Consider the following 22,977-nt stretch of genomic DNA (forward strand, 5'->3'; position numbering starts at 1 on the left):
CTTGATAACTTTTTACTTTTTCTTCCTATAAATGACATGAGTTTTTTCTAACATTGTGCTTTGTACAATGTGGAAAGAGTATTTGCAATGGCCTATTAAATATTTATATGGATAGTCAGCTAAAAAATCAAAAAAAGGCAATACAGGTCTATGGGCCTTGTTGTGCTTTTGAGGTAGGGAAATTATCTCCTACGGGAATGTCATGGGAAGAGGTTGCAAAAAAGGAAGAGCAACGAATTAGAGAAGACCTTAGAAAAAAAGGAGTTGAAAATCCAACATTAGAAATAATGTTCAGTAAAGGGGTTAATTATATAAGAACCCAGAGAGTTGATGATCCTTCAAAATTTCAGATTGATATGGAGTTTTATTATCCTAAAACTTCACCAAAATCAAAAGATATTGTATTAGGGAGAATTTTTGATGTCCAAAATATTGACGAGAAAAACTTCATTATTGAAAATGAACACAGCAAAATTTGACAAATTTGATAGCAAATCCTACATGAATTTTTGTAGTCCGGCTATAGTTGAGAAAGACTTAAATAACTTATACGGCTTAATTCAGGGGATTAAGGCAGATGGTGCTATCAATGATTCAGAGACTGAATATCTAAAGAAGTGGGCATATGAAGTTGGAGCATATCACGGCAGGTCGCCTTATAAGGATATATGCCAATGTATTGAAAGAATTACGGAAGACGGAATAATTGACAAGGAAGAGATAGATGATTTAGAATGGCTCTGTGAGCAATTTCTCAATACGTCTAACCCATATTATAATCTAATAACAAGTGGAATACAACAACTATCAGGAATTCTTTCTGGGATTGAAGCTGATGGAGACATTAATGATTCTGAAATTCAGTTTTTGAAAGATTATGCAGATAGCAATGAATTCTTGAGAAATACATGGCCCTATGATAGCGTATTGGAAATCGTCCATAACATAATTGAGGATAGAGATCTGACAAACGATTATCGACAAAAGCTTCAAGAGATAATAAAAAGTACGTCTATTATGGAAAGTGCGACCCCATCCAATAGGGATGTATTGACAGCAATGGATGCCTCCAATGCAGTTCTTATAAAGTTACCAGAAAGCACTTTTTGTATTACAGGAAACTCTCCAAAATACACCCGAAGGGAGATAGCGGAAATGATAGAATTGTACGGCGGTTTTGTACAGGATTCCGTTTCCGCCAAACTACATTATTTAGTTGTTTGTGACCAAAAGAATGCATGCTGGGCCTTTGCAAGCTATGGGCGTAAAATAGAGAAGGTAAAAGAATTGCAGCGTAAAGGAAAAAACGTCGAAGTTATTTACGAAGAAGATTTGTACATGGTAATTGAAAGCTTTAAGGGTAATTCGTAATTACTGCCCTATAATCAGCGTATCTCTGCATCGAGGTATATGTTAAATGTAGCAAAGGCATGTCAGCTGAAATTTATAACTAAAAAATAGCAAATATTGATAGAATAAGCGTCAGATAATTCTAATTTTATAATAAATGAATAGTAAGATAGAAAAAACACTGGAGCTAAATATTACTCACGAATTACTTTCATTGGCTGATAGTTTTTGGTGGTTCTTACAACCTATCTCACTCAAACGATACTGGCGCCCGAACTGGCGTTTTCCTTTAATTCCTAGTCCTAAATCTTATGCGACGGGATTGCATATAAATCTTGAAGGAAGAACAGGGGGAGGATATGATGTTTGTATCAAATCTCCTCCAATTCAATTTCAAGGAGGTAAGCCTCGTCTTCTTTTTATGCAATTTAAGGCTGGGATAGAGCACCCATTTAATTCAAATTCTGAGAGTATTTTTTATGGTGATCCAACAGCACCAAATGTTCATATTGAGTTCGATATTAATAGCAATAACAAAAGAAATCAACACCGTTTACTACAGGATTTGGCAAGTAAGGCTGGAAATAAAGATGCGGTAGTGTATGTCTTTCCAAGAATTGTAACTGAAGAGCAACTTGTAGAAAATATTGGAAATCTTATTGTTAAAACGAGTTTTATCTCAATTTCAGATATTGACTCTAAAGCATTAATAAAAGGAATTTCAATAGCTGATGGTAATCCTCATAAATTTAGGACTTGTTACAACGATTATTCAAGAAATGAAATAAATTTACTTCTCTTACTGCTTGGTGAAATAAAAAATCCTGGAAAACAGTTAGGTGAAATTTTTGCAATTAGAATGTATCGCGCTCTCCATTCATTGCAATCAGTACAAATGAGTGAATTCCCGATTTCAAAATTACATATAATGGATGCGATGATTAGGCATATATTATATATTGGCTTAAATTTCTCTGTTTCTTTTGACTCCATAAGATTCTACTTTAGGGAATATAAAGAGTTCAGCAGTCGAATTAATTCAATAAAAGATTCTGACTCCCTATCAGAGGAATATGATCCTAACTCAAGGGCATTTGAGCCTCAAATAAAATACAGCCCCAGCGAATCTGTGCTTGCTATATTTAGAGATATTTTTAAGTCATTATCTCAATACTTTAGATGGATTGAACAGATCACTAATTTTGAAAAAGCTGAAATTCCTACCCCACCAGCACTCTATACAATTGAACTCAGCAATGATGAAAACCGCTTTGCAATTATGGAAGAAGGAGATAGCAGTATCATTGAAGATACCGATTTAGAGGATATCACGTATTCGCTTTTCTAGTTGAAAAATAATACTGAATTTAATCCTTAGAAGGTATTCAATAATGACAAAACGTAATAATAAATTTATTGAGGTGGCTTTTTTTCTGTCAAAGTATGGAAAAGCAGGCCCACCAAAGTTACTTCAAACAGATTCCTGGAAAGATGCTTATCGAATGTTCTATGAGCAATTAAGTGATGGCAGAGACATTTTGACATTTGAGCATAGCTTGAAAAACTCCCGTGATACATTTGATAGTCATTTTGTGGATACTGAGAGAGAAGGGTGGAAAGATGAGGAGGGTAATCCGCAGAAGTTAAAGGGTATAAGCTCGGAGGTATTTACTAAGTTCAACAGGCTGAATGAGGAACAAATATGGGAGCGGATAAAGCAGTACGCCAATACTGATGTTAAGGAGCGAGAGGAGGTTTTTGAGAACTTGATAGCAGAGCAGGAGGCTGAAAAGCCGGATACTACAGCCAGAACCGAAGGAGGGACCAAAGTTTACATCTCGCGCAAAGTGGAACGCAATCCTACTCTAAGAAATGCTGCCTTAAAAATTCATGGTTATGATTGTAAGGTATGTGGATTCAATTTTGAGAAAGTATATGGCGTTTGGGGGAAACATTGGGCAGAGGTGCATCACCTGAAGCCTATTTCTGAAAGTAAAGTGGAAAAAAAGCTAACAGATCCTGGAAAAGATTTAGTGGTTGTTTGCGCAAATTGTCATAGAATGATCCATCGCAGAAGAGGAACGGCCTTAACTATCGAAGAACTACAGGCTAAATTGATTTTGAAATGAGTGTTTGTGAACTTAGAGCTAAATTTTAATTTGTTTCAGTAGTGTTTCAGTGAATAATATTAAAAGTTAGATAAGTGTCTATTTATTAAGGGTATAGAGATTGTTGGTTTGGAAACCAGCGGGATCACAAAAAGCATAAGTAAACCCGTTAACTGTCAGATAGTTAACGGGTTTGCTTTTTGTAAGTGACGGATTTTGAATTTGATCCCTTTAAATTCCATTCCTAGTACTTTTGACAAACTTTTTCAACTTACTGAACACAACTTTGTAAGTCCCTTCGCTTTTATTTCTCACTTCAACCTTCTTTGTTTCCAGTTGGTCAACAATGGCAGCTATTTTAAAAAGGCTTTTTGGTTTTGGTTCAATGAGTGTTTTTGCTACCGGGGTAGGGTCATTAAAATCAAAGCATTTCCCTTCAAGGAGCGCCTTGTTTATTTTGGCTATCTTAGTAGCCGCATAAGCCCGTCTTTCTTTGTCAGAATTGAGTTTTGAGGGGAACCATACAATCTTTTCCCGAAGTTGGTTAAGTTGTTCGTCCCATGCCGAAAACTTTATATAGTATCGGGCTTTTGGCTTTGGTTTTCGTGGGAAAAGTTCAGCCAAAATATAGGGATATTTTGATTTACCGAACTCCAAAATACTATCAATTTCACTATCAAAAACGCCAAAACCCGCTAAAAAGCGGGTTTTGAGGGGTTTTGTGGTGATGGACGGAATCGAACCGCCGACACAAGGATTTTCAGTCCTTTGCTCTACCGACTGAGCTACATCACCGTTTCAGTCGCTTTCCCTATTGATTTGGGACTGCAAAGGTAGGGAAGTGAATTATATAACGCAACTTTTTTTGTAAAAAAATACGCTTTATTTTTCTCAAAAAGTGCCTTTATAAAGGTAACTGTACTGTTTTTCAGTTGTTAAGGATAATATTTTTTTTATTCTCCGCCCACAAAATCACGGTATTGGCTGCATTCTTCCAATACTTCTTTGGTGTATTGCGTGGCGGCGTATTTGCTGCGCAGTAGGGCAAAGTACTTCCCAAGGCGCTTTTTCTCTTCGGCACTCATGCGTTTTTGAAAAGCGGTTTGTTCGTCTTCTCCGTAGCCCAAATCACGCCCTTCGTTGGCTTGGTAGATAAAGAAGGCGCTTTGTTCGCATAGGGCGGCCCCAAAAGCAGCTTTGGCGGCCAATTCAGCATCTTTGGTTTGCATTGCTTTTTCGAAATACGTGCGGGCTTTGTTCATCACGTAGTAGTCCTCGCCCGACAAGTCGCGGGGTGGGTACATGTATTGGTATTCGGCGCTGCTCCGTTGTCGTTGCGAAAGGATCCAACTGTTGCCCCAATACCCAATGTTGTAGGCACCGCAACCCAGCAGATAAGCCGCTTTGGCGTCACCTTTGCTCATTTGGCTTTCTAGCTCCGTCATGCGTTTGGCAAACGTAGCGGGGGTAAACGTATGTTTTTTGCTTTCGCCGTTGTCAGGAGTCAAATGAAAGGGGTTCTCGTCGAAGTAAGTCGGAAAAACCGAGGTTTCGGCGGTCCATTGGGTGGGGGTTACCTTGCCAAACGCCTCGGCAGCTTTGGCGTATTGGTGTTGGAGGAGGTATTTGCGGCCCAGTACTACGTACAAATAATCCGCATCCACGCCCGACAGTTTCATCAAACGCTTATCAAAGTCAGTTGGAGTTGGGACCTGTAAATATTTGATTACTTGCTCAATGGTCTCCGTCGAAGTGCTGTCTTCAATGGCGTAGCGGTCTTTATTGGTCGCAAAAATGGGGGAGTAATCCTGATTTTGGGGACGTGACTGCCAACTTGCGGCGGCTTCAAACAAAAATGCTTTGGCCAAATGCGTGGCGGGAACCTCCTCGGATTTTTTGCCGCAACTCGACAGAAACCCACCCGATTTTTTGTCATCAAGGGGTTGGCCTCGGTACATTTTAGCCAGAAGCCCGCAGGCGCGCGTGTAGGCGTTGACCAGACGGAAATTGTCCGAGCCACTGAAAGTCTCTAGCATACCGATGGCCTGCGTTTCAAATTCGGGCGTGATGGTTTCTTGTTTGGCAATCAAGAGTAGCATCTGCTGTAGGGCCATTTGCTGCTTTAAGTAGCTGTTTTGAGTGGGTTGTGCCTGCGCTTTGGTTAGGAAATCGCTCGCCTTATTGTAGTCTTTGTTTACATACGCCAGATAGGAGGCTGCGGTGTACCAAAATGCAGCATTATTGAGGGTTTTGTTCTCGGCACTTTCCGCCGTAAATGATTGCAATTGCTCAAAGTAAGAAGGCGATTCTTTGCGGTGGGCTTCAAAGGCCAGCGTATCTTCGGTGTACGGAATTTCGCCCAATGAATAATATTCGGTTTTGTTGATTTCGCGCGCGGCAATTAGCTCAATAAGGCTATTTTTGGGGTTGAGTTCCACCATTTTTTTCAGAAAGGGTAAACCATCTTGAAACGGTTGGATGGCACACAGCGCGTATACGGCGGCTTTTTCGGCGTCGTTTTGGCAATAAGTCAATGCTTTCTCTTGAAACATCACCCCTTTCATGCGCAGACTCAAATCGGCTTCGCGGCGACGAGAGGGGCAACGCTCAAATACTTGGGCGAATTCGTAAATGGCCTTGGCAGTATCTCCCATGGCCATGCTTGCTCCTGCGTGCCGGGCGTAGGCCCAGTCGCTGATGAACGATTTTGTTTTGAGAGGCTTGATGAGTTCATCGTACAGTTTGACGCAAGCGTCGGGTTGGTCGAGCATCATCGCTAGTTTTACGGCCTGAAATCCGTACCGTTCCTTCAAAAATCCATCAGTGGCAACCCGCGCGCTTTGCTTGGCTTTTTCGTACGATTCCACCAACACCAACGAATCCTTCCGCCCTTCCTCCCACGCATAGGTAGCGGGCTGATAGGCTTTATCAACGGTTTTGGCGAATTGCAGATACGCGATGGCGGCTTTGTTGCCCTTTAGCATGAGTCGATTGGGGAGGGTGTTGTTGGCGCTTTCTGCGTAAAAATAATTGTATGCAATGTCATTGGAAACGCCAGCGTATTTGGCCCAGGCTTCGGCGTTGGTGTTTTCAGCCAAGCGAAGCGAATCGCTGTACTCGTCGAGATACAGAAATTGTTGGGTGTAATGATACCGCCCGTCGCTAGGCTGAGTGTTAGCGCTTTCGGGAAGAAAATAACTCGTAAATTCGTTTAAATCAGCAGGGCCACCCGCGCAGGCCAACAACAAAAGAATAGCGATGGTTTTAGCGGAAGGTTTGAAATAGTTGCTGAATTGGGTCTTGAACCCCTTTCCCTTGCGGGAGGAAAACGCGGGTAGTCGGAACGGCATAATACGTAAGATTTAGGGAATCTAGGTGATATAACGCAAATGTAACCTTCCTATTTTGAATTTCCTGCGCTAATGTTTGGGTACTTATTTTTAGGTTTTCAAGGGTGCTTTCCTCCACCCGAAATAGGTCGCCGCGCCGCACAGGAATACCGAAAATAGTACCGTTTTGCAGTACGGTATAGGCATTGGGTAAGGTGGATTTTTTAAAGAATGAGCTGTTTTGTAACTGTCTATGTGTGAGGTGATTTGCGAATCGTAGAAATCGGCCATTGCGGTACACCACCGCCCAACCAAATACGGGCAATACCAAGTCTAGTGGTAACGGATAAGCAGATACGTAGTCGGCGTAGCGCCCTGCCACTTTCAGGTCTAGAATAGAATTTTCGGTCTTGGGATTTTTCCAATCATCCATGTTGTAGTACATCAGCATCCCGCGCTCTACGGGCGGCACGCCGGTTGTGCGGTAAAACTTGATTTGGTGCAGTCGAATGGTGGCTGAAAGCCGTGTGCCTGCGGGCAGGTTTTTCTTCAATTGGGTCAATAATCGAAAATATTTAGCCCGTGTCGCTAATGACCAATCACAGTCAATTTGTATTTCATCTCGTGAGGAAATTGGCTGTTTACTCTCTCCTTGTTTAAGGAAAGGGAGAGGGGTGAGGTTCTGGATTTTCTCAGCGATTTTTTTCGACAATTCATCCACGCCACCCCAAGAAAGTTTCTCAAGGGTACGATTGGTAATAAATACCGTAGGAATTACCTCCAATGGTGGATTATCAATAAAACGAATTGCGGCTTTAGGTACGGCCTGACGCGTAGAAACATCCCAATCCACGTCAAAAAACTTCACGTATAATCGTTGGATGTCATATCGACGCAATGCCTTTTTTTCGTAATCGGTGAGTTGAAAGGTGGATTTCCAGTAATAAAAAGCCCGTGTTACCACTTTGGGCTTTGGCGGAACATTGGGCGCAAAATAGCGCAAATACGATGCATCGACTTTGCCCAAATACTGGGCCGTTACGTCAAATGAGTCGGGGTGATATTTGCTCAGGTAATGAATGGAATAAGGTGTAAAATCCTTGATTTTTTTGTCAGCAATGCCAGAATAAGGTTGGGAGCTAAACCAGCGGAGGTGTTGTTTTAGCGGTAATACTGCACAAAGCACAAGCGTAACAATCATCCATGGCTTTTTGAAAGCAAGGGTACTGATGCCCCAACAAATGACCATTAATGCGGGTAAACTCGCGCGTCGAGCCAAATCGTTGAAGTGTCCGTAACGATAAAGGGTTAGGCCCAATAAAATGAGTAGGGAGCATAGCAACAGACCGAAATCTCGTTTGGAAATCGTTTGGTTCTTACATCCCATACCAATCATTGTGGCCCAGACTCCAATTTCCAGCACAATAAAAACAACTAAAAAAACAGTGTCTTTCGGTGTGTTTAAAAAACTCCACCACCATCCATTAACCTCATTCAGAGGAATGTGTCCTGCATAAAAAATCAGGGCAGGGTAGGAAAGAAGAGCAACGAAAAATGAAAGACGAAAAATATTGGAGAATGAAGAAAGAAAGAGCGTTTTTTTGACCAAAGTAAAGTAAAATACCAACCCCAAAAAGCCGACGGCAGCCAAAGGTGACCAATAAAGTAGAAATACAACTAGGGCAAAAGGAAGAAATGTAAGCGGTGCTTTTGATTGTTTTTTCCAGAACGTTAATAGTACAGCGGTGGAAAGCCACGCAGGAAGGGCGTGTTGGGGTGTGGCAACGAATGTATCAACGTGACTGTGGAACAGCAACCCACCAGGAGATTTTATGAGTTCGATGGTGTGGTCATTATGCCAAAAATCATTTAGAAAGTGCAGAAAATTAGACGATTTGAAGGCGTCGTAAATGAGTAAAATCGCTTCTGGGCTGTTGAAAAACAAAAATAAAAACACCAATTTCCAGCCGTTGAGCCGATACAAAAGCATAAAAAGTAACCCAAGTCCGAGCCAAGTCCAACCAAAAATAAAGTAATGAACATACGACATTCCGCCTACCCAACGCGCAAGTAAGGCGGGAGGTAAATAGTAGGCGTGATAATAGCATAAATATGAGCCATCTACGTAGCGCACGGGCCAGTCGTAGCGGACCAGATTATTGAAAATTAGGTTGTGTTTATAATAGTCAAAATGCTGCGGACGAAAACCGCCTACCCCCGCAGAATATGTCCAGAAAAGGGCAAGAAGCAGGCAGGCAAAAAGCGGGGTAATTTCTTTTGATTCGAACGTCAAACGAAAGGAGATTTCTGAAGACTTATAAAAAGTAAAGAGAAAATAACCCAACGCTAGCGTGGGGGGAAGGGCTACCCACCACTCAAACCATCCCCACCAAAAAATGAACAGGGGTAGCGATAAATACAGCAGAATAAGGGCGATGGTTTTCATGGTTTGGGGGTGCCAACAAAGATAAACAGCCAATCGTAAATTTAACGCCTGTGGTGGGTCTTTTGATTTTTAGGTGTTTGTCGTTATTTTCGTAAAAAAATAACGAAATGTCAATGCGTTTGCCCGTTTATTTGGATTACAATGCTACTACGCCCGTTGACCCACGGGTGTTGGAGGCGATGTTGCCGTGGTTTACCGAGCACTTTGGAAATGCCGCCAGCCGCACGCATCTCTACGGCTGGACTGCCGAAGAAGCCGTGGCGACGGCCCGAAAACAAGTGGCCAAACTTCTACGTGCCAATCTAAAAGAAGTGGTGTTTACGAGTGGAGCTACAGAGGCTAATAATCTGGCCATCAAGGGAGTATTTGAAAAATATTCGTACAAAGGAACGCATATTATCACGCTTGCTACGGAGCATAAAGCCGTGTTGGATACTTGCCATCATATTGAGCAATTGGGCGGTGAAGTGACCTATTTGATGCCTGATGCTAACGGACTCATCACTCCAAAGCAAGTGACCGATGCCTTGCGGCCCGATACGATTTTGGTGTCAGTGATGTACGCCAACAACGAAATCGGTGTCATTCAACCCATTCGGGAGATTGCAGCGGTAGCCCACGCGGGAGGGGCGTTGTTTCATACTGATGCCACGCAGGCGGTGGGAAAACTGCCGATTGATATGGTCGAAGAAGGCATTGATTTGCTGAGTTTGTCGGCGCATAAACTGTACGGACCCAAAGGCATTGGCGCGTTGGTGGTGCGACAGGGCGTTGAAATTACGGCCCAAATGGATGGGGGAGGACACGAGCGCGGTCGCCGTTCGGGTACGCTCAATGTGCCTGGCATTGTGGGTTTGGGTAAGGCCTGTGAACTTGCACAAAAGGAAATGAGCGCCGAAACCCAACGCCTTGGTTTGCTGCGAGACCGCTTAGAAAAAGGGATTTTAGCGAATATTTCTCATACGTTTGTCAACGGAAATACGCCGCAGCGTTTGGCGCATTTGACCAATATTTGTTTTGAATACGTTGACGGCGAAAACCTGTTGCTGAGTCTGAAAGACATTGCCGTTTCGACGGGTTCTGCGTGTACATCCGCTTCGGTATTGCCTTCGTATGTGTTGAAAATTCTCGGCCTCACCGACAACCAAGCCTACGCTTCTTTGCGCTTTAGCCTAGGCCGTTTCAGCACCGAAGAAGAAATTGATTTTGCGTTACAACACGTAGTAGAAGTAGTAGAGCGGATGCGGGTAGGAAGTGCGGTTTGAACTTATCTTGGAGACTTGGAAAGTTTCTAATACTTTCCGAGTCTAGTTTATTCTAACATTAGTTGCATAAATACCAGCTCAAGCCATTTGCCAAATTTGTACCCTACGTCTCGGATTCTTCCTACTTCATGGAATCCAAGTTGTTGGTGAAAATGATAACTCCCTGCGTTGGAGGCATCAATACCCGCAATTATGGTGTGATAACCGTCCTTTTTAGCGCGCTCAATCAGGGTAGTCAGCAGTTGTGTTCCAATGCCTCTTCCTTGAAAATCTTTGTGGACATAAATGGAATTCTCAACGCTGAATTTGTAAGCATCGCAAGTTCTGAATGTATCGAAAGAACTGTACGCCACTACGTTCGTGTTCATTTCGCACACAAAAACGGGCATCTTATCTGATTGTTTTTTGATAAGCCACTGCCGAATGGTTGCTTCGGTGTGTACTTCATAGGCATACATTGACGTGGTGTTGAGGATGGCCTCATTCATAATGTCCAAAATAGCCCGTAAATCCTTTGATTGCGCCTTTCTGATCAGCATGATAGAAATGGTATGTAGTATCAACTTTTCTCATTTTGAGTGGAAAGGTTTGCCCAAATTTAGCCGTTTTTTGGAAATGAACAGCGTCAAAAGTAATGGCACATTTCTTTTACAGGTAAGAATAAAGTGTTCAATTATTTAAACAGCTAAGTCATGGAAAATTCAAAAGGGACTGTCAAGACTAAGGGTGAATTCAAAGAAATGGTGAAAGACATTCGGGTCGCAATGCTTTGTACGCACAGCGCCGATGGCCACATTCATAGTCGCCCGATGGGTACAACTGAAGTGGACGATGAGGGAAATATTTGGTTTTTCACGCGTGAGTCGTCGCCGAAAACGGAAGAAATTGAGGATAATCCAGATGTATGTATCTGTTATTCAGCCCCTGATGATAATACCTACGTAAGCGTCATGGGAACGGCGCAGCTCATACATGACCCCAAAAAAATAGAAAAACTTTGGAACCCACTCATTAAAGTATGGTTTCCCGAAGGAAAAGACGATCCTGAATTATTGTTAATAAAAATTGATACGCATTCAGCGGAATATTGGGATAGCTCCTCCAGTAAAATGGTGGTTTTGTTCAATATGGCCAAAGCCCTTGTGACGGGGAAAGAATACAATGAAGGTGAATACGGAAAAATCAACTTATAAGCTCAAGTGGGACGATTTTAAACAAATACCGCACGAGGCTAGCCTCGTGCGGTATTTGTTTAACGTGTTGTATCAAAGGTGATTAATCATAGTTCAGTACTGGAGAAAGCCATTTTTCGGCCTCTTCGAGCGACATGCCTTTGCGGGTGGCGTAATCTTGTACTTGGTCTTTGGCAATTTTACCGAGTGCAAAATACCGAGCGTCAGGATGTGCAAAATACCATCCGCTGACCGAGCTGGCGGGGTACATGGCGTAGCTTTCGGTGAGTTGAATGCCCACCTGTGCTTCGGCATCGAGCAAATCAAACAGTGCACGTTTTTCGGTGTGCTCGGGGCAGGCAGGATAGCCTGGTGCGGGGCGAATTCCCTGGTATTTTTCTGAGATTAATTCTTCGTTGGAAAGCGTCTCGTCTTTCACATAGCCCCAATATTCTTTGCGAACACGCTCGTGCATCAATTCGGTGAAAGCTTCTGCCAAACGGTCGGCTACGGCTTTGAGCATGATGCTGTTATAGTCGTCGTGGTCGGCTTCGTATTTGTCCAACAACGCTTCAATGCCAATGCCCGCCGTGACGGCGAAGGCGCCAATGTAGTCGGTTTTGTGGGTGGTTGAGGGCATGATATAATCCGAAAGGCATAAATTAGGAAGATTAGCTGCCTTTTGGTTTTGCTGACGGAGGTGGTGCAGTACGGTTTGTTGCAGAGATTCCGCTTCGGCGGACTGCGCGTCGGCGAACCGAACATTCTGCGTTTCTGTGGGAACAACTCGGTATTCGGTGCGTTTCTGTTGGCCTTGTCCTGCAAAACTTACTTCTACTTCCTCAAAATCATGCAATAAGATGTCGTCACCGATGGAATTGGCAGGATAAAAACCGATAACAGCGTTGGCTTTCAAGGATTTATTCTTGATGATGTCGGCCAACATTGCCTTGGCGTCGTTGTATAGTTTCTTAGCTTCGTTTCCTACGACAGCATCGTCAAATATTTTGGGGTATTTGCCGTGCAACTGCCAGGTTTGGAAGAAAGGTGTCCAGTCGATGTATTTGGCAATGTCTTCGAGTGGATAATCATAGAAATATTTGTTGCCCAAAAATTTGGGCTTGGTAGGCGTAAAAGCTTCCCAGTCGATTTTGGTTTTATTGGCCCGCGCAGCTTCAATCGTCACGGCTTCTTTGGCCTGCTGCCGCTTCGCGTGGTCTTCGCGCAGTTTGGCGTATTCTTTTTTGATGTCGGCCAGCGCTTCGGCGTACGTTTGCTCGTTTTGGGTCAATTTACCTGCTACGGGCACTGCACGGCTTGCATCCAATACGTGAATCACGGGACCGCTGTAATGCGGGTCAATCTTCACGGCTGTGTGAATGCGCGAAGTAGTGGCACCGCCAATCAGCAACGGCACTTTAAAGCCCTGACGTTCCATTTCTTTGGCGACGCCCACCATCTCGTCGAGCGAAGGCGTAATCAAGCCCGAAAGCCCGATGATGTCTACGTTGTGTTCTTTGGCAGCGGCCAAAATCTTATCGGTTGGTACCATCACACCAAGGTCTATGATTTCGTAGTTGTTACAACCCAAAACTACACCCACGATGTTTTTACCAATGTCGTGAACGTCGCCTTTGACCGTTGCCAATAAAATTTTGGAAACTCCTGACTCCGTTGCTGACGGGAAAGCGAGTTTTTCTTCTTCAATGAAAGGCAGCAAATAGGCTACGGCCTTTTTCATTACCCGCGCCGATTTTACCACTTGGGGTAAAAACATTTTTCCTTCGCCAAACAAATCACCCACCACGTTCATGCCGTCCATGAGCGGCCCTTCGATTACGTGCAGTGGCTTGTCTACCGTTTGACGGGCTTCTTCAACGTCTTGGTCAATGTACTCGGTCAATCCTTTGATGAGCGCGTGTTCGAGGCGTTTTGCCACGGGTTGGTCGCGCCATGCCGTATCAATGACCTGTTCTTTGCCTTTGGATTTAACGGTTTCGGCAAAGGCCAGCATTCGTTCGGTCGCGTCGGGGCGACGGTTCAGAATGAGGTCTTCGCAGTGTTCGAGCATGTCTTTGGGTAGGTCGTCATAAACGCCCAACTGTCCCGCATTCACGATGCCCATATCCATACCTGCTTTGATGGCGTGGTACAAAAATACGGTGTGAATGGCTTCGCGCACGGGCTCATTGCCTCTGAAAGAAAACGATACGTTGGAAACCCCGCCGCTGACTTTTGCGTACGGCAGGTGTTCTTTGATCCAGCGGGTGGCGTTGATGAAGTCTACCGCGTAGTTGTTATGTTCTTCCATCCCCGTCCCGACGGTCAGAATGTTGGGGTCAAAAATGATGTCCTGTGGAGGAAAACCTACTTTGTTGACCAAAATCCAATAAGCCCGTTCGCAAATTTCGAGGCGGCGTTCATAGTTATCGGCCTGACCTATTTCATCAAACGCCATCACCACCACGGAAGCCCCGTAGCGACGTACTTTTTCTGCCTGTTGAATGAATTTTTCTTCGCCTTCTTTGAGCGAGATGGAGTTGACAATGGCTTTTCCCTGCAAACATTTCAACCCCGCTTCGATCACTTCCCATTTTGACGAATCGACCATGAACGGTACGCGGGCAATATCGGGCTCGGCCATGAGCAGGTTACAGAATTTGGTCATGGCCTGTACTCCGTCAATCATCCCTTCGTCCATGTTGATGTCGAGTACTTGCGCACCCGTATCTACCTGCTCGCGGGCTACGGCGATGGCCGCGTCGTAATTGCCTTCGCGCACCAAGCGGGCAAATTTCTTTGAGCCCGTCACGTTACAGCGCTCGCCGATGTTTACGAAATTGGTCTCTTTCGTGATTTTGAGCGGCTCCAGCCCTGATAATTTTTGAATATGGTCGTCTAATGGAATGTCGCGTGGTTCGTATTTGGCGGCTACATCGGCAATGGCTTTGATGTGCGGTGGGGTGGTTCCGCAGCAACCGCCGATGATATTGATAAACCGATTTTGCAGAAAGTCATCAATGATAACGGCCATTTGCTCAGGCGTTTGGTCGTATTCGCCCATTTCGTTGGGTAAGCCCGCATTCGGGTGCGCCGACGTGTAAAATGGTGCCTGCGTGGCCAAGGTTTGCACGTAAGGACGCATCAAATCGGCTCCCAAAGCGCAGTTTAAACCGATGGAAAGCAAAGGCATGTGCGACACCGACGTCAGGAATGCTTCGGTGGTTTGGCCCGAAAGGGTACGGCCTGAGGCATCGGTAATGGTGCCCGAAACCATGATGGGTAACTGGGTTTTTGTCGTATTGACTGACGGCGGTTGGAACGCACCTCTGATGGGGCGCACCGTTTCTTTTTTGACATCGTCAAAATATAAATCAATGGCGTACAGCGCGGCTTTGGCGTTGAGTGTGTCAAAAATGGTTTCTACCAATAACACATCTGCACCGCCATCGGTGAGGGCCTGCACCTGTTCATAATAGGCATCGACCAGCTCATCGAACGTTACGGCGCGGTAACCTGGGTCGTTGACATCGGGCGAAAGGGACGCCGTGCGGTTGGTGGGGCCGATGGAGCCTGCTACAAAGCGGGGTTTGTCGGGATTGAGGGCGGTGTATTTGTCACACGCCTCCCGCGTCAAGCGTGCCGATTCGTAGTTGAGTTCGTACACCAAGTCTTCCATGTGGTAATCAGCCATGGCGATGGTGGTACCGCTGAAGGTATTGGTTTCGATGATGTCAGCACCTGCTTCGAGGTAGGCTTCGTGGATTTCCTGAATCACGTCGGGGCGGGTCAATGACAATAAATCATTGTTGCCTTTGAGTTCGTGCGGGAAATCTTTGAAGCGTTCGCCGCGGTAATCTTCGTCGGTCAATTTATAGCGTTGAATCATCGAGCCCATTGCGCCATCGAGCACAAGGATACGAGATTTTAAAATTTCCTGAATGTCGGGGTTTTGCATGTTGCTACCAAATTGTGTGCTCTTTTAGAGCAGTTTTACTTAAAAACATACTTTTTTCTTTTCACGTTCACGCGGGGCGGGAAGGCGTTTTTTTCAAAAAGGCGATAACCTTCGCTGATGGTTTCCCAAAAATCAGCGGACGGGTGCGTGGTGTAATTGGCCAAATTCTGGGTCGTCATTTCAAACGGAAAGGCATGAACGGCAACCTTTTTCTGGCCGTATTCAAAGGCTGTTTGAACCAAGGTATAAATCTCTTCAATGCACGCGTCGGTCATGGCATAACAGCCTACGGATACACATTTGCCATGTACCATTAAGTAACTCCCGGTGTAGTTTTGGGCCCGATCAAATGCATTTGGGTACCCTAAATTGAACGACAGATGATAGTCGCTGTTGGGGTTCATTTGAGCGGGGGTAACTTCGTAAAACCCTTCGGGCGCTTGTAAATCTCCCTCTTTTGTTTTTGGACCCAACTGCCCAGAAAAATGACAAATGGGGTATGTCCTAAAAAGCGTAAATCGTTTCTCGTTTTTAATCCACATTTCCAGACGTTTGGACTCCTTAAATATTCGGATAAACACTGGGCTTCCCCAGGTCAAACCACTGGTTACAAATTCGCTTTTCAATGGTTCCGCCATTCTGATAGTCACTTCACGGGAGCGTTCACTGACCGGGAAAGGCTGGCTGAAAGCGTTCATTGCAATCAATAAAAATAGAAAAGCCCGATAAGGCATACATTTTTTTGTCGGAAAATGGAAAATACAAAATTACGACAAAAGTAATGATTACGACACTTGTTAGACGATAATTGGAGATATGGGTGATAAAATAGATAATAAATAGATAATCGTAGATCCTTGTAAATAATATATACTTTTAGCAGAGCGATGAATTCCTGAAATAGATAAATTATCCAGCATCTAAAGCACAAAAAATCCCCATCAGACTTGTCTGATGGGGGGAATCATAATGATGTACTTTATCGTTGTTACTAGAACGTAATTCCTAGAGATATTTGGGCGGCGGAATTCTTTGCGTTTCCCAAAAATACCTTTGCGGCGTCGCTTTGGGCTACAGGACGTAATCCATAATTGTAGCGTGTTCCCAACATCAACTTCCCGAAGTAAATACTCAATCCAGCCGAAAGACCATAGTCAAAACTGTTGAAATTGTCGCGGTTGAGCGTGGTAGCAGCAAATCCAGCGTCACTTTTACTTTCGGTGGAGGCGTTGGCCAGAAACCCTCCGTAGACACCGCCGTGGATGTCGACAAAATTGCCCACTTTTACGGTGGCTAATACGGGTATTTCGAGATAATCAAGTTTAAAAGAATTCTCACCCCGGAAGGTATTATTCAATAAATTATACCGAGCAGTAACGCCTTTAGTAGAATAGCCAAGTTCGGGCTGTAAGTAAAGAACTCCCTTGATGAGAGGTACTTGAGTAAACAAACTTGCGTGAAACCCGTAACGGGGATTGCGATCGGTAACGTCTTTTAGGTATAAATTTGAGACGTTTAAGCCTCCCCGGATTCCCGAACGAGAATGGGCTTCTTGGGCGTTTGCAGTTTGGAACAAACCCGTGGCAATACAAACGATTGCTGACATTAATCTAATTTTCATGGCTTCCTTAGTTAAGTAAGTTGGATATAAACTATGTGTGGATATAGGTGTTGTTTTTAGAAGATGTAGCGAATAGAAAGTGCTCCATCGTCTCCCCAAAAACCATCGTCTACATTAAGATTGAACGTCGGTTTCCAGTCGATGCTGATGTTGATGGGAATTTCGCGGAAGTTGTACTCTAGCCCTAAAATTCCGTCTATCCCCACCACGCTGCTGCGTCCGTAGGGTGAATAACCTCTTTTGCTTTCACCCCAAAAATAAACGTGAGCCCCTGCACCATAAATGAAATTGAGGCGATTGATGTTAAAAGCACGGGTGTGCCCTTCGATGAGCCCCGTAAAGCCTAAGCCTCTCCAGCGGGAAGAAATAATTCCTTCTACCGCTACTTTTGGTTTTGTGAAGTGCTTGATTGTCACTCCATTTGGGCCGCCAGCGCGAAGGCCGATACCCGTACGATAATCTTGCGACCACCCTGATTGTGTGCTGAGAAAGAAGATTGCTGTTCCATACAGCAAAATAAATAACCTGTTCATTGTATTGGGAATAATGGTTTACTGTGCAAAGTTAGGGACTTTACGGTACTCGTTGGATGGACTACCTAAGGCTGATGGCGCCGTTTTGAGCGGCTTTTTTCATTTCGTCGCTGGCATACAGTGCCATCTCTACCCGACGGTTCTGTTGACGTCCGGTTTCGGTGCTGTTGGAGGCAATGGGGTTGGATTCTCCTTGACCAACAATTTTAAAACGACTGGCAGGAACCCCTTCGCTAATTAAGAAGTCTGACACCGCACTGGCGCGTTTTTCAGAAAGCGCACGGTTGAACTCTGTTGAACCGACACTATCGGTGTGTCCTTCGACCAACAAACTGGATTGTCCGTCTGTTTTTAGCGTTTGCGCCATGTTTCGCAGACTTTCTTGGGTTTCGCTGCGCAGCTGTGAGGAGCCGAAGTCAAACAAGAGGGCATTGTCGAAGGTTAATTTTACGCCTTCGCCCACGCGTTCGACGCGAGCGGTATTACCCAAATCTTTACGAAGTTTTTCGGCTTGTTTGTCCATGTGGTTGCCAATGATAGCTCCCGCTGCACCGCCTACCGTAGCCCCAATAATGGCGCCAATGGCGGTATTTTTATTGTTTTTACCAATAATCCCGCCAATAACTGCGCCAGCACCTACGCCGATTAACGCTCCTTTTTGGGATTTTTTCAGTTTAGCTTTTTGAGCAGTCGTTGTTTTCTTTTTGGTTGACTGTTGAGCGGAAGCTATCCCCACGTTACAAATCGACAACACAATGATGTAGGTTGCGATTAAATAAGATGTTATTGCTTTCATGATATATTTATACCGTTTGGTGTAAATAAACTATCTAAAATTACATGCCTAAGAACACTTGAATGAGTGAAAATGACATTAACTATCTGATATTTAAATTGTTATGCTTGTTGATTAGTTCTGGACTTATTCAGATATTTTTTTCAATTGTAGAAAATAATCCCCGTTTTGGGGATTATGAGCTAAATTTTTATTTTTTAAGAATAAATTATCTGAAATACTGTTAGATAAAATAAATTAAATATCTTTATTTGTAAGATATTATATCTAATTGTGCGCAAATTATTCCCCATCATCTTATGCTAAAACTAGACACTACTGACCGTGGTATTTTGCGTTATTTACAGCAGAATGCCCTTTTGACCACCAAAGAATTGGCCTTGCAATTGAATCTTTCTTATACGCCCGTGTACGAAAGAGTACGCAAACTTGAGCGAGAAGGGATTATTAAAAAATACGTGGCCTTGGTCAATCGGGAAGGAATTGGCAAAAATTTGGTGGCTTTTTGCAATGTTTCGCTGAAAGAACATAGCCGCGCCAATGGCGAAAAGTTTGTATCGGCAGTTATGACCTTTGAAGAAGTGATGGAGTGCTACAATATCTCGGGCGAATATGATTTTATGCTCAAAGTGGTGGTGAATGACATGCCCGAATACCAACGATTTTTGATGGAAAAACTCGGGGCGCTGGATAGTATCGGAAATACCCACAGCATATTTGTCATGAGTGAGATCAAGCACGAAACCGCCCTGAAGGTATAGTGGATGGGTAAGAGGCGGATTTACCACAAAATGTCGCATTTTTACAATCACCATTAAAAACAGAAGGGTAGTTTTGAATCGTCAAACAAATCAATTATTCAAATGAAAAAATCGCTCATTATCTTACTTATGCTTACCTTTATTGGGCAGGCTATCAATGCTCAAAATGCGAAATCAAGACTCTTGGCGGACTGGGAAAGGGGTAAAAAGTTTATGACAGAATATTTAGCCGCGATGCCAGAAGACGGTTATTCTTTCAAACCTACGCCCGAAATCCGCAGCTACTCCCAACAAATGATGCACGTAGCCGATGCCAATTTTGCGTTTGCTTCGTCCGCCAGCGGTAAAGCAAGCCCTTACCAAGGCTCCGCCGAAAAATCGGCAGACCACTCTAAAGCTACCGTCACTAAAACGGTGATGCAGAGTATTGATTTTACAATAGAAGCCATCAAGGCTATGTCGGAAGAAGATTTGGCCAAGAAAGTGAAAGTATTTGGTCAAGAACTGACGGCTGACAGTGCGCTTACAAAATCGTTTGAGCACATGTGCCACCACCGTGGACAAACCACCATTTATCTGCGTCTGAAAGGTATCAAACCACCCGCAGAAGGATTGTTTTAAAATCCGAAATAACCTACAATTAACATGAAGAAGTTATTCCTGATTTTAATCCTATTCTCAGAAATTTGTCCAATTTGGGCGCAAGTAACCGCCCCACAAAAAAGTTGGACGGAAGCTGACCGCCGCGCGTTGGTCAACCAATACAAACGTACCAAAGCAGAAATCAACCAAGAAACGAGTACACTTACTTCGGCACAGTGGAACTTTAAGGAAGGCCCTGACAAATGGACTATCGGGCAGGTATTGGAGCACCTAAATATGTGGTCTTTGTTGACTCAGTTCGACGGTCGGTCGGCTACCTATTTTGGTGAGCGTCCCGATTTGGCGGCTGCCTGTAAGTCAGACAGTGTAAATACCTCATTTATTTACGAAACCAACCCGCATACGTCGCCAGATTTTACGATTCCGACAGGATTGATAAAAGATGAAAATAACCTCAAAATTTTCAATGGTAAATACGACGAAATTATCGGTGCGATTGAGAAGTCGAAGCTCAACTATCGAATGATTGTCCGAGAAGGCAAAGACGGAAATCATCGTGATTTGGCACAAATTTACATCATTCATTACGGTCACGTAGACCGACACTTACGTCAGATTCGCCGAATCAAAACACATCCAAATTACCCTAAGTAAGCTTTTGCCACAGGCATTCTACCTCAGTACCCTCCGTTTCTCTGTGGTTGCACAAACTATTTTACCCTCTATCCCTTCTTTAACATGGAAACAACAAAAACCGCCGAATCTATCACCGACCTTACGCGCAAAGGCACCTGCATTGAATTTTTTTCGGCCTATCAAGAGCTGGATACCGAACGAATGATTAGCCTCGCTACTCCCGACGCTACCGTGTGGTTTGAACCGCTGGGTGAAGGTGGAAAAGGACTTTTTCAAGAATTTGGCAAAAACGTATGGAGTTTGCTGATTGACTGTTTCCCCGATTTAGACAACACCGTCGACAGCATGTATTCGGAAGATGATCTGATTACTTGTAAAGTAGCGATTTTTGGCACGCAGGAAAAAGATTTCTTGGGGCTGCCAAGCAAAGGATTGAAGTTCAATAGCGACCATATCTTCGTGTTTCGTTTTGATGAAAATGACAAAATCATCGACCTGAAAATCAACTGGAACCACGAAGGTTTTGTGGCGCAATTGACGGGCGTGTAAATACAACGTAACCGTTAGATAAGTATCGACTGTAATGTTTGGCGGGTGACGTATAATCTTCGTACTTTCGGTAAATCATGACTGACAATGCTTTACCGAAAGTTCGTCCCGCCTATTCACCTACGCCCTTTTGTAGAATGTTTTTTCCTGTGGGAAAATAGTTTATTGCTGTCAAAATCCTTGCCCATTGAGTCGCCCCCGACGGGCTTTGCCTCAATGGTGTTCAACTACGGTACACCGTATCGAGTAACTTCCCAAAAACTAAACGGAGGCTTGGTTCCCAAAAATTTCTTAACAGGCCAAGCAACCAAAAGCTATCAACTTCAACTTTCGGGTAAAATAGGCATGGTAGGAATCGTATTTCGGCCTGCGGGCTTAAATACGCTGTTTGGATTGCCGATGTACGAGTTTTCTGACGAGCGCACAAACCTCCGTGATGTGCTAGGGCGTTGTTTGGACGAATGGTCCGACAAAATAGAAGAGGCCGCTTCTCCCACCGAACGCATTGGCTTGCTGGAACAGTTTTTAAATCTTCAGTTATTACGTAAAAATCCGGAACTCGACCGCATAGATTACACTGCCAACCTGATAGTAGAACAGCGGGGAGTGGTCAATATCAGCGATATGATGAACGAGCTTTTTGTTTGTCGTCGGCAGTTTGAACGCAAGTTTTTACAGAAAGTGGGGGTAAGTCCCAAGTATTACGCCCGCATTCGTCGGATAGGCAGTTTATGCAGTGAGTTGGCCCAGAAACGCTGGCAGGTGGCTGATTGGCAAGATATTATCTACAAAAATGGATACTACGACCAATCTCACTTCATCAAAGAGTTTACGGAATTTACAGGAAAAAGTCCTTCGTTTTACGTGAAAAACAATGTTGAATTGGCCAATTATTTGAAATAAGAATGTTGCATAATTGAATTTCCCTTTTTTGGTAAAAGATAGGATTTTAGGAGTGATTTTTGCATCTGAAAGTAGTTGTACATTTTTATGCTAAATTTGACCTAAAATCGCTGATTTATCATGAAAGTTGAAGCCTTCCAGATTGCCGAAGAAATTGATTTGAAGAAATTTCGCGCCGAGTATACTACGCTTCCTGTGATTGCCAACAGTTCAGAATTATTGTATCGGCACAACGAAAATCAGTTTTTTTACCTACTCAGCTACGGAGTGGTTGCATTTGCGGGCGTAGATAATTTAGCGGAAAGTGCCCTGCTCAAATTTATTCGCACCTACGCCAAAGACCACGTAACAGAAGATTATCGCGAAGATGTTACGGTGAACGTTAAGCCCGATTCAGGGGTGATTTTTGACTATAATTCCATTACGATTCCCGAACTATCTCCAAATGCCCTACGGCTGATTATGCTCAATATTTCCCAGTCGGTAGCCTTGGATTATTATGAGGCGTTAAGTGACGAAATTTTGAAAAATACCAAAAAAATGACTCGTCAGTTGGAGCAAACAGGCCGTTTGAGGGGTTCTCAGAAGGAACTGATGCAGTTTATTGGAAAGACACTCAGTATCAAAAACAGCATTGTAGATGACCTTTACATTTTTGATGCCCCTGACAGCGCTTGGGAAAATGAATTATTGGGACGCATCGACGACGCTATCAAACGTACGCTTGACCTTCGAATGCGCTACCGTGATATTGATTATAAACTGAAAATTGTCCACGAAAACTTGACGGTTTTTACTGATATTCTGCAAAATAGAGAAAGTACGCGTTTGGAGTGGATCATTATTATCTTGATTATGATTGAGGTTGTACATCTTTTTTGGAAGTAGGACTAATCCTACCCCGAAGATTTGAACGCGGGGATTGGTATCTAAATAGGTGCTTTTTG

21 protein-coding genes and 1 tRNA gene are annotated in these 22,977 nt (G+C 43.8%); 13 read left to right on the forward strand and 9 right to left on the reverse strand.

All coding sequences use genetic code 11. From position 1 onward, the window contains the following. The first annotated feature begins 107 nt into the window (after positions 1-107). The 5 genes from DR864_RS27430 to DR864_RS30410 all read left to right on the forward strand — a co-directional run bounded on the left by DR864_RS27430 (position 108) and on the right by DR864_RS30410 (position 3,939). Positions 108-479, forward strand: a complete 372-nt coding sequence (locus DR864_RS27430; protein ID WP_114069965.1) for a hypothetical protein — start codon at positions 108-110, stop codon at positions 477-479. Continuing rightward, positions 460-1,371: a BRCT domain-containing protein gene (locus DR864_RS27435; RefSeq protein ID WP_162794185.1), complete on the forward strand. Its 912-nt coding sequence runs from the start codon at positions 460-462 to the stop codon at positions 1,369-1,371. The genes DR864_RS27430 and DR864_RS27435 overlap by 20 nt, the downstream gene beginning before the upstream one ends. 136 nt (positions 1,372-1,507) lie before the next feature. Next, complete coding sequence (locus DR864_RS27440) at positions 1,508-2,698, forward strand: hypothetical protein (protein ID WP_114069967.1); 1,191 nt, start codon at positions 1,508-1,510, stop codon at positions 2,696-2,698. A gap of 43 nt (positions 2,699-2,741) precedes the next feature. Next, entirely contained in the window at positions 2,742-3,479 is a 738-nt protein-coding gene (locus DR864_RS27445; protein ID WP_114069968.1) for an HNH endonuclease, read from the forward strand. Between the two features lie 325 nt (positions 3,480-3,804). Continuing rightward, complete coding sequence (locus tag DR864_RS30410; RefSeq protein WP_262510923.1) at positions 3,805-3,939, forward strand: hypothetical protein; 135 nt, start codon at positions 3,805-3,807, stop codon at positions 3,937-3,939. 241 nt (positions 3,940-4,180) lie between these two features. On the opposite strand, the gene DR864_RS27455 is transcribed toward DR864_RS30410, so the two are convergent. The 3 genes from DR864_RS27455 to DR864_RS27465 form a co-directional block, all read right to left on the reverse strand. Continuing rightward, positions 4,181-4,253 (reverse strand) — tRNA-Phe (locus tag DR864_RS27455). A gap of 158 nt (positions 4,254-4,411) precedes the next feature. Then, complete coding sequence (locus DR864_RS27460) at positions 4,412-6,808, reverse strand: hypothetical protein (protein WP_162794187.1); 2,397 nt, start codon at positions 6,806-6,808, stop codon at positions 4,412-4,414. Next, on the reverse strand, positions 6,723-9,233 hold the full coding sequence (locus DR864_RS27465) for a hypothetical protein (protein WP_114069971.1): 2,511 nt from the start codon (positions 9,231-9,233) through the stop codon (positions 6,723-6,725). Before DR864_RS27465 ends, DR864_RS27460 begins: the two co-directional genes overlap by 86 nt. Positions 9,234-9,346: 113 nt before the next feature. On the opposite strand from DR864_RS27465, the gene DR864_RS27470 reads away from it, so the two are divergent. Then, entirely contained in the window at positions 9,347-10,498 is a 1,152-nt protein-coding gene (locus DR864_RS27470) for a cysteine desulfurase family protein (RefSeq protein ID WP_114069972.1), read from the forward strand. 47 nt (positions 10,499-10,545) lie between these two features. Here the strand turns inward: DR864_RS27470 and DR864_RS27475 are convergent, their stop codons facing one another. After that, entirely contained in the window at positions 10,546-11,037 is a 492-nt protein-coding gene (locus tag DR864_RS27475; RefSeq protein WP_114069973.1) for a GNAT family N-acetyltransferase, read from the reverse strand. Between the two features lie 153 nt (positions 11,038-11,190). On the opposite strand from DR864_RS27475, the gene DR864_RS27480 reads away from it, so the two are divergent. Further along, on the forward strand, positions 11,191-11,691 hold the full coding sequence (locus DR864_RS27480; protein WP_114069974.1) for a pyridoxamine 5'-phosphate oxidase family protein: 501 nt from the start codon (positions 11,191-11,193) through the stop codon (positions 11,689-11,691). Positions 11,692-11,773: 82 nt separating this feature from the next. On the opposite strand, the gene metH is transcribed toward DR864_RS27480, so the two are convergent. From metH to DR864_RS27505, 5 genes are all read right to left on the reverse strand, one after another. After that, a complete protein-coding gene (gene metH, locus DR864_RS27485; RefSeq protein ID WP_114069975.1) occupies positions 11,774-15,628 on the reverse strand; it encodes a methionine synthase in 3,855 nt (1,284 codons plus the stop codon). Between the two features lie 35 nt (positions 15,629-15,663). Continuing rightward, positions 15,664-16,326 (reverse strand): L,D-transpeptidase family protein, encoded by a 663-nt coding sequence (locus DR864_RS27490; protein ID WP_205319168.1) that lies wholly within the window; start codon positions 16,324-16,326, stop codon positions 15,664-15,666. 293 nt (positions 16,327-16,619) lie between these two features. Then, complete coding sequence (locus tag DR864_RS27495) at positions 16,620-17,249, reverse strand: porin family protein (protein WP_114069977.1); 630 nt, start codon at positions 17,247-17,249, stop codon at positions 16,620-16,622. Between the two features lie 56 nt (positions 17,250-17,305). Next, positions 17,306-17,782 (reverse strand): hypothetical protein, encoded by a 477-nt coding sequence (locus DR864_RS27500; protein ID WP_114069978.1) that lies wholly within the window; start codon positions 17,780-17,782, stop codon positions 17,306-17,308. A 61-nt stretch (positions 17,783-17,843) separates the two neighbouring features. Next, positions 17,844-18,578 carry a YiaD family glycine zipper/OmpA-like lipoprotein gene (locus tag DR864_RS27505; RefSeq protein ID WP_114069979.1) on the reverse strand — a complete coding sequence of 245 codons (735 nt, stop codon included), beginning with the start codon at positions 18,576-18,578 and terminating at the stop codon, positions 17,844-17,846. A gap of 299 nt (positions 18,579-18,877) precedes the next feature. Here DR864_RS27505 and DR864_RS27510 point away from each other — a divergent pair, with 299 nt between their 5' ends. The 6 genes from DR864_RS27510 to DR864_RS27535 all read left to right on the forward strand — a co-directional run bounded on the left by DR864_RS27510 (position 18,878) and on the right by DR864_RS27535 (position 22,918). Further along, a complete protein-coding gene (locus DR864_RS27510) occupies positions 18,878-19,339 on the forward strand; it encodes an Lrp/AsnC family transcriptional regulator (protein WP_114069980.1) in 462 nt (153 codons plus the stop codon). Between the two features lie 102 nt (positions 19,340-19,441). Continuing rightward, a complete protein-coding gene (locus DR864_RS27515; protein WP_114069981.1) occupies positions 19,442-19,960 on the forward strand; it encodes a DinB family protein in 519 nt (172 codons plus the stop codon). A 24-nt stretch (positions 19,961-19,984) separates the two neighbouring features. Further along, positions 19,985-20,596: a DinB family protein gene (locus DR864_RS27520; RefSeq protein ID WP_114069982.1), complete on the forward strand. Its 612-nt coding sequence runs from the start codon at positions 19,985-19,987 to the stop codon at positions 20,594-20,596. A gap of 84 nt (positions 20,597-20,680) precedes the next feature. Beyond that, positions 20,681-21,127 carry an ester cyclase gene (locus DR864_RS27525; RefSeq protein WP_114069983.1) on the forward strand — a complete coding sequence of 149 codons (447 nt, stop codon included), beginning with the start codon at positions 20,681-20,683 and terminating at the stop codon, positions 21,125-21,127. An 87-nt stretch (positions 21,128-21,214) separates the two neighbouring features. Then, positions 21,215-22,030, forward strand: coding sequence for a DUF6597 domain-containing transcriptional factor (locus DR864_RS27530; RefSeq protein WP_114069984.1), 816 nt, complete (start codon positions 21,215-21,217; stop codon positions 22,028-22,030). 120 nt (positions 22,031-22,150) lie between these two features. After that, entirely contained in the window at positions 22,151-22,918 is a 768-nt protein-coding gene (locus DR864_RS27535; RefSeq protein WP_114069985.1) for an RMD1 family protein, read from the forward strand. The last annotated feature ends 59 nt before the right edge of the window (positions 22,919-22,977 follow it).

The sequence above is a fragment of the Runella rosea genome (assembly GCF_003325355.1).
GTDB classification, from domain to species: domain Bacteria; phylum Bacteroidota; class Bacteroidia; order Cytophagales; family Spirosomataceae; genus Runella; species Runella rosea.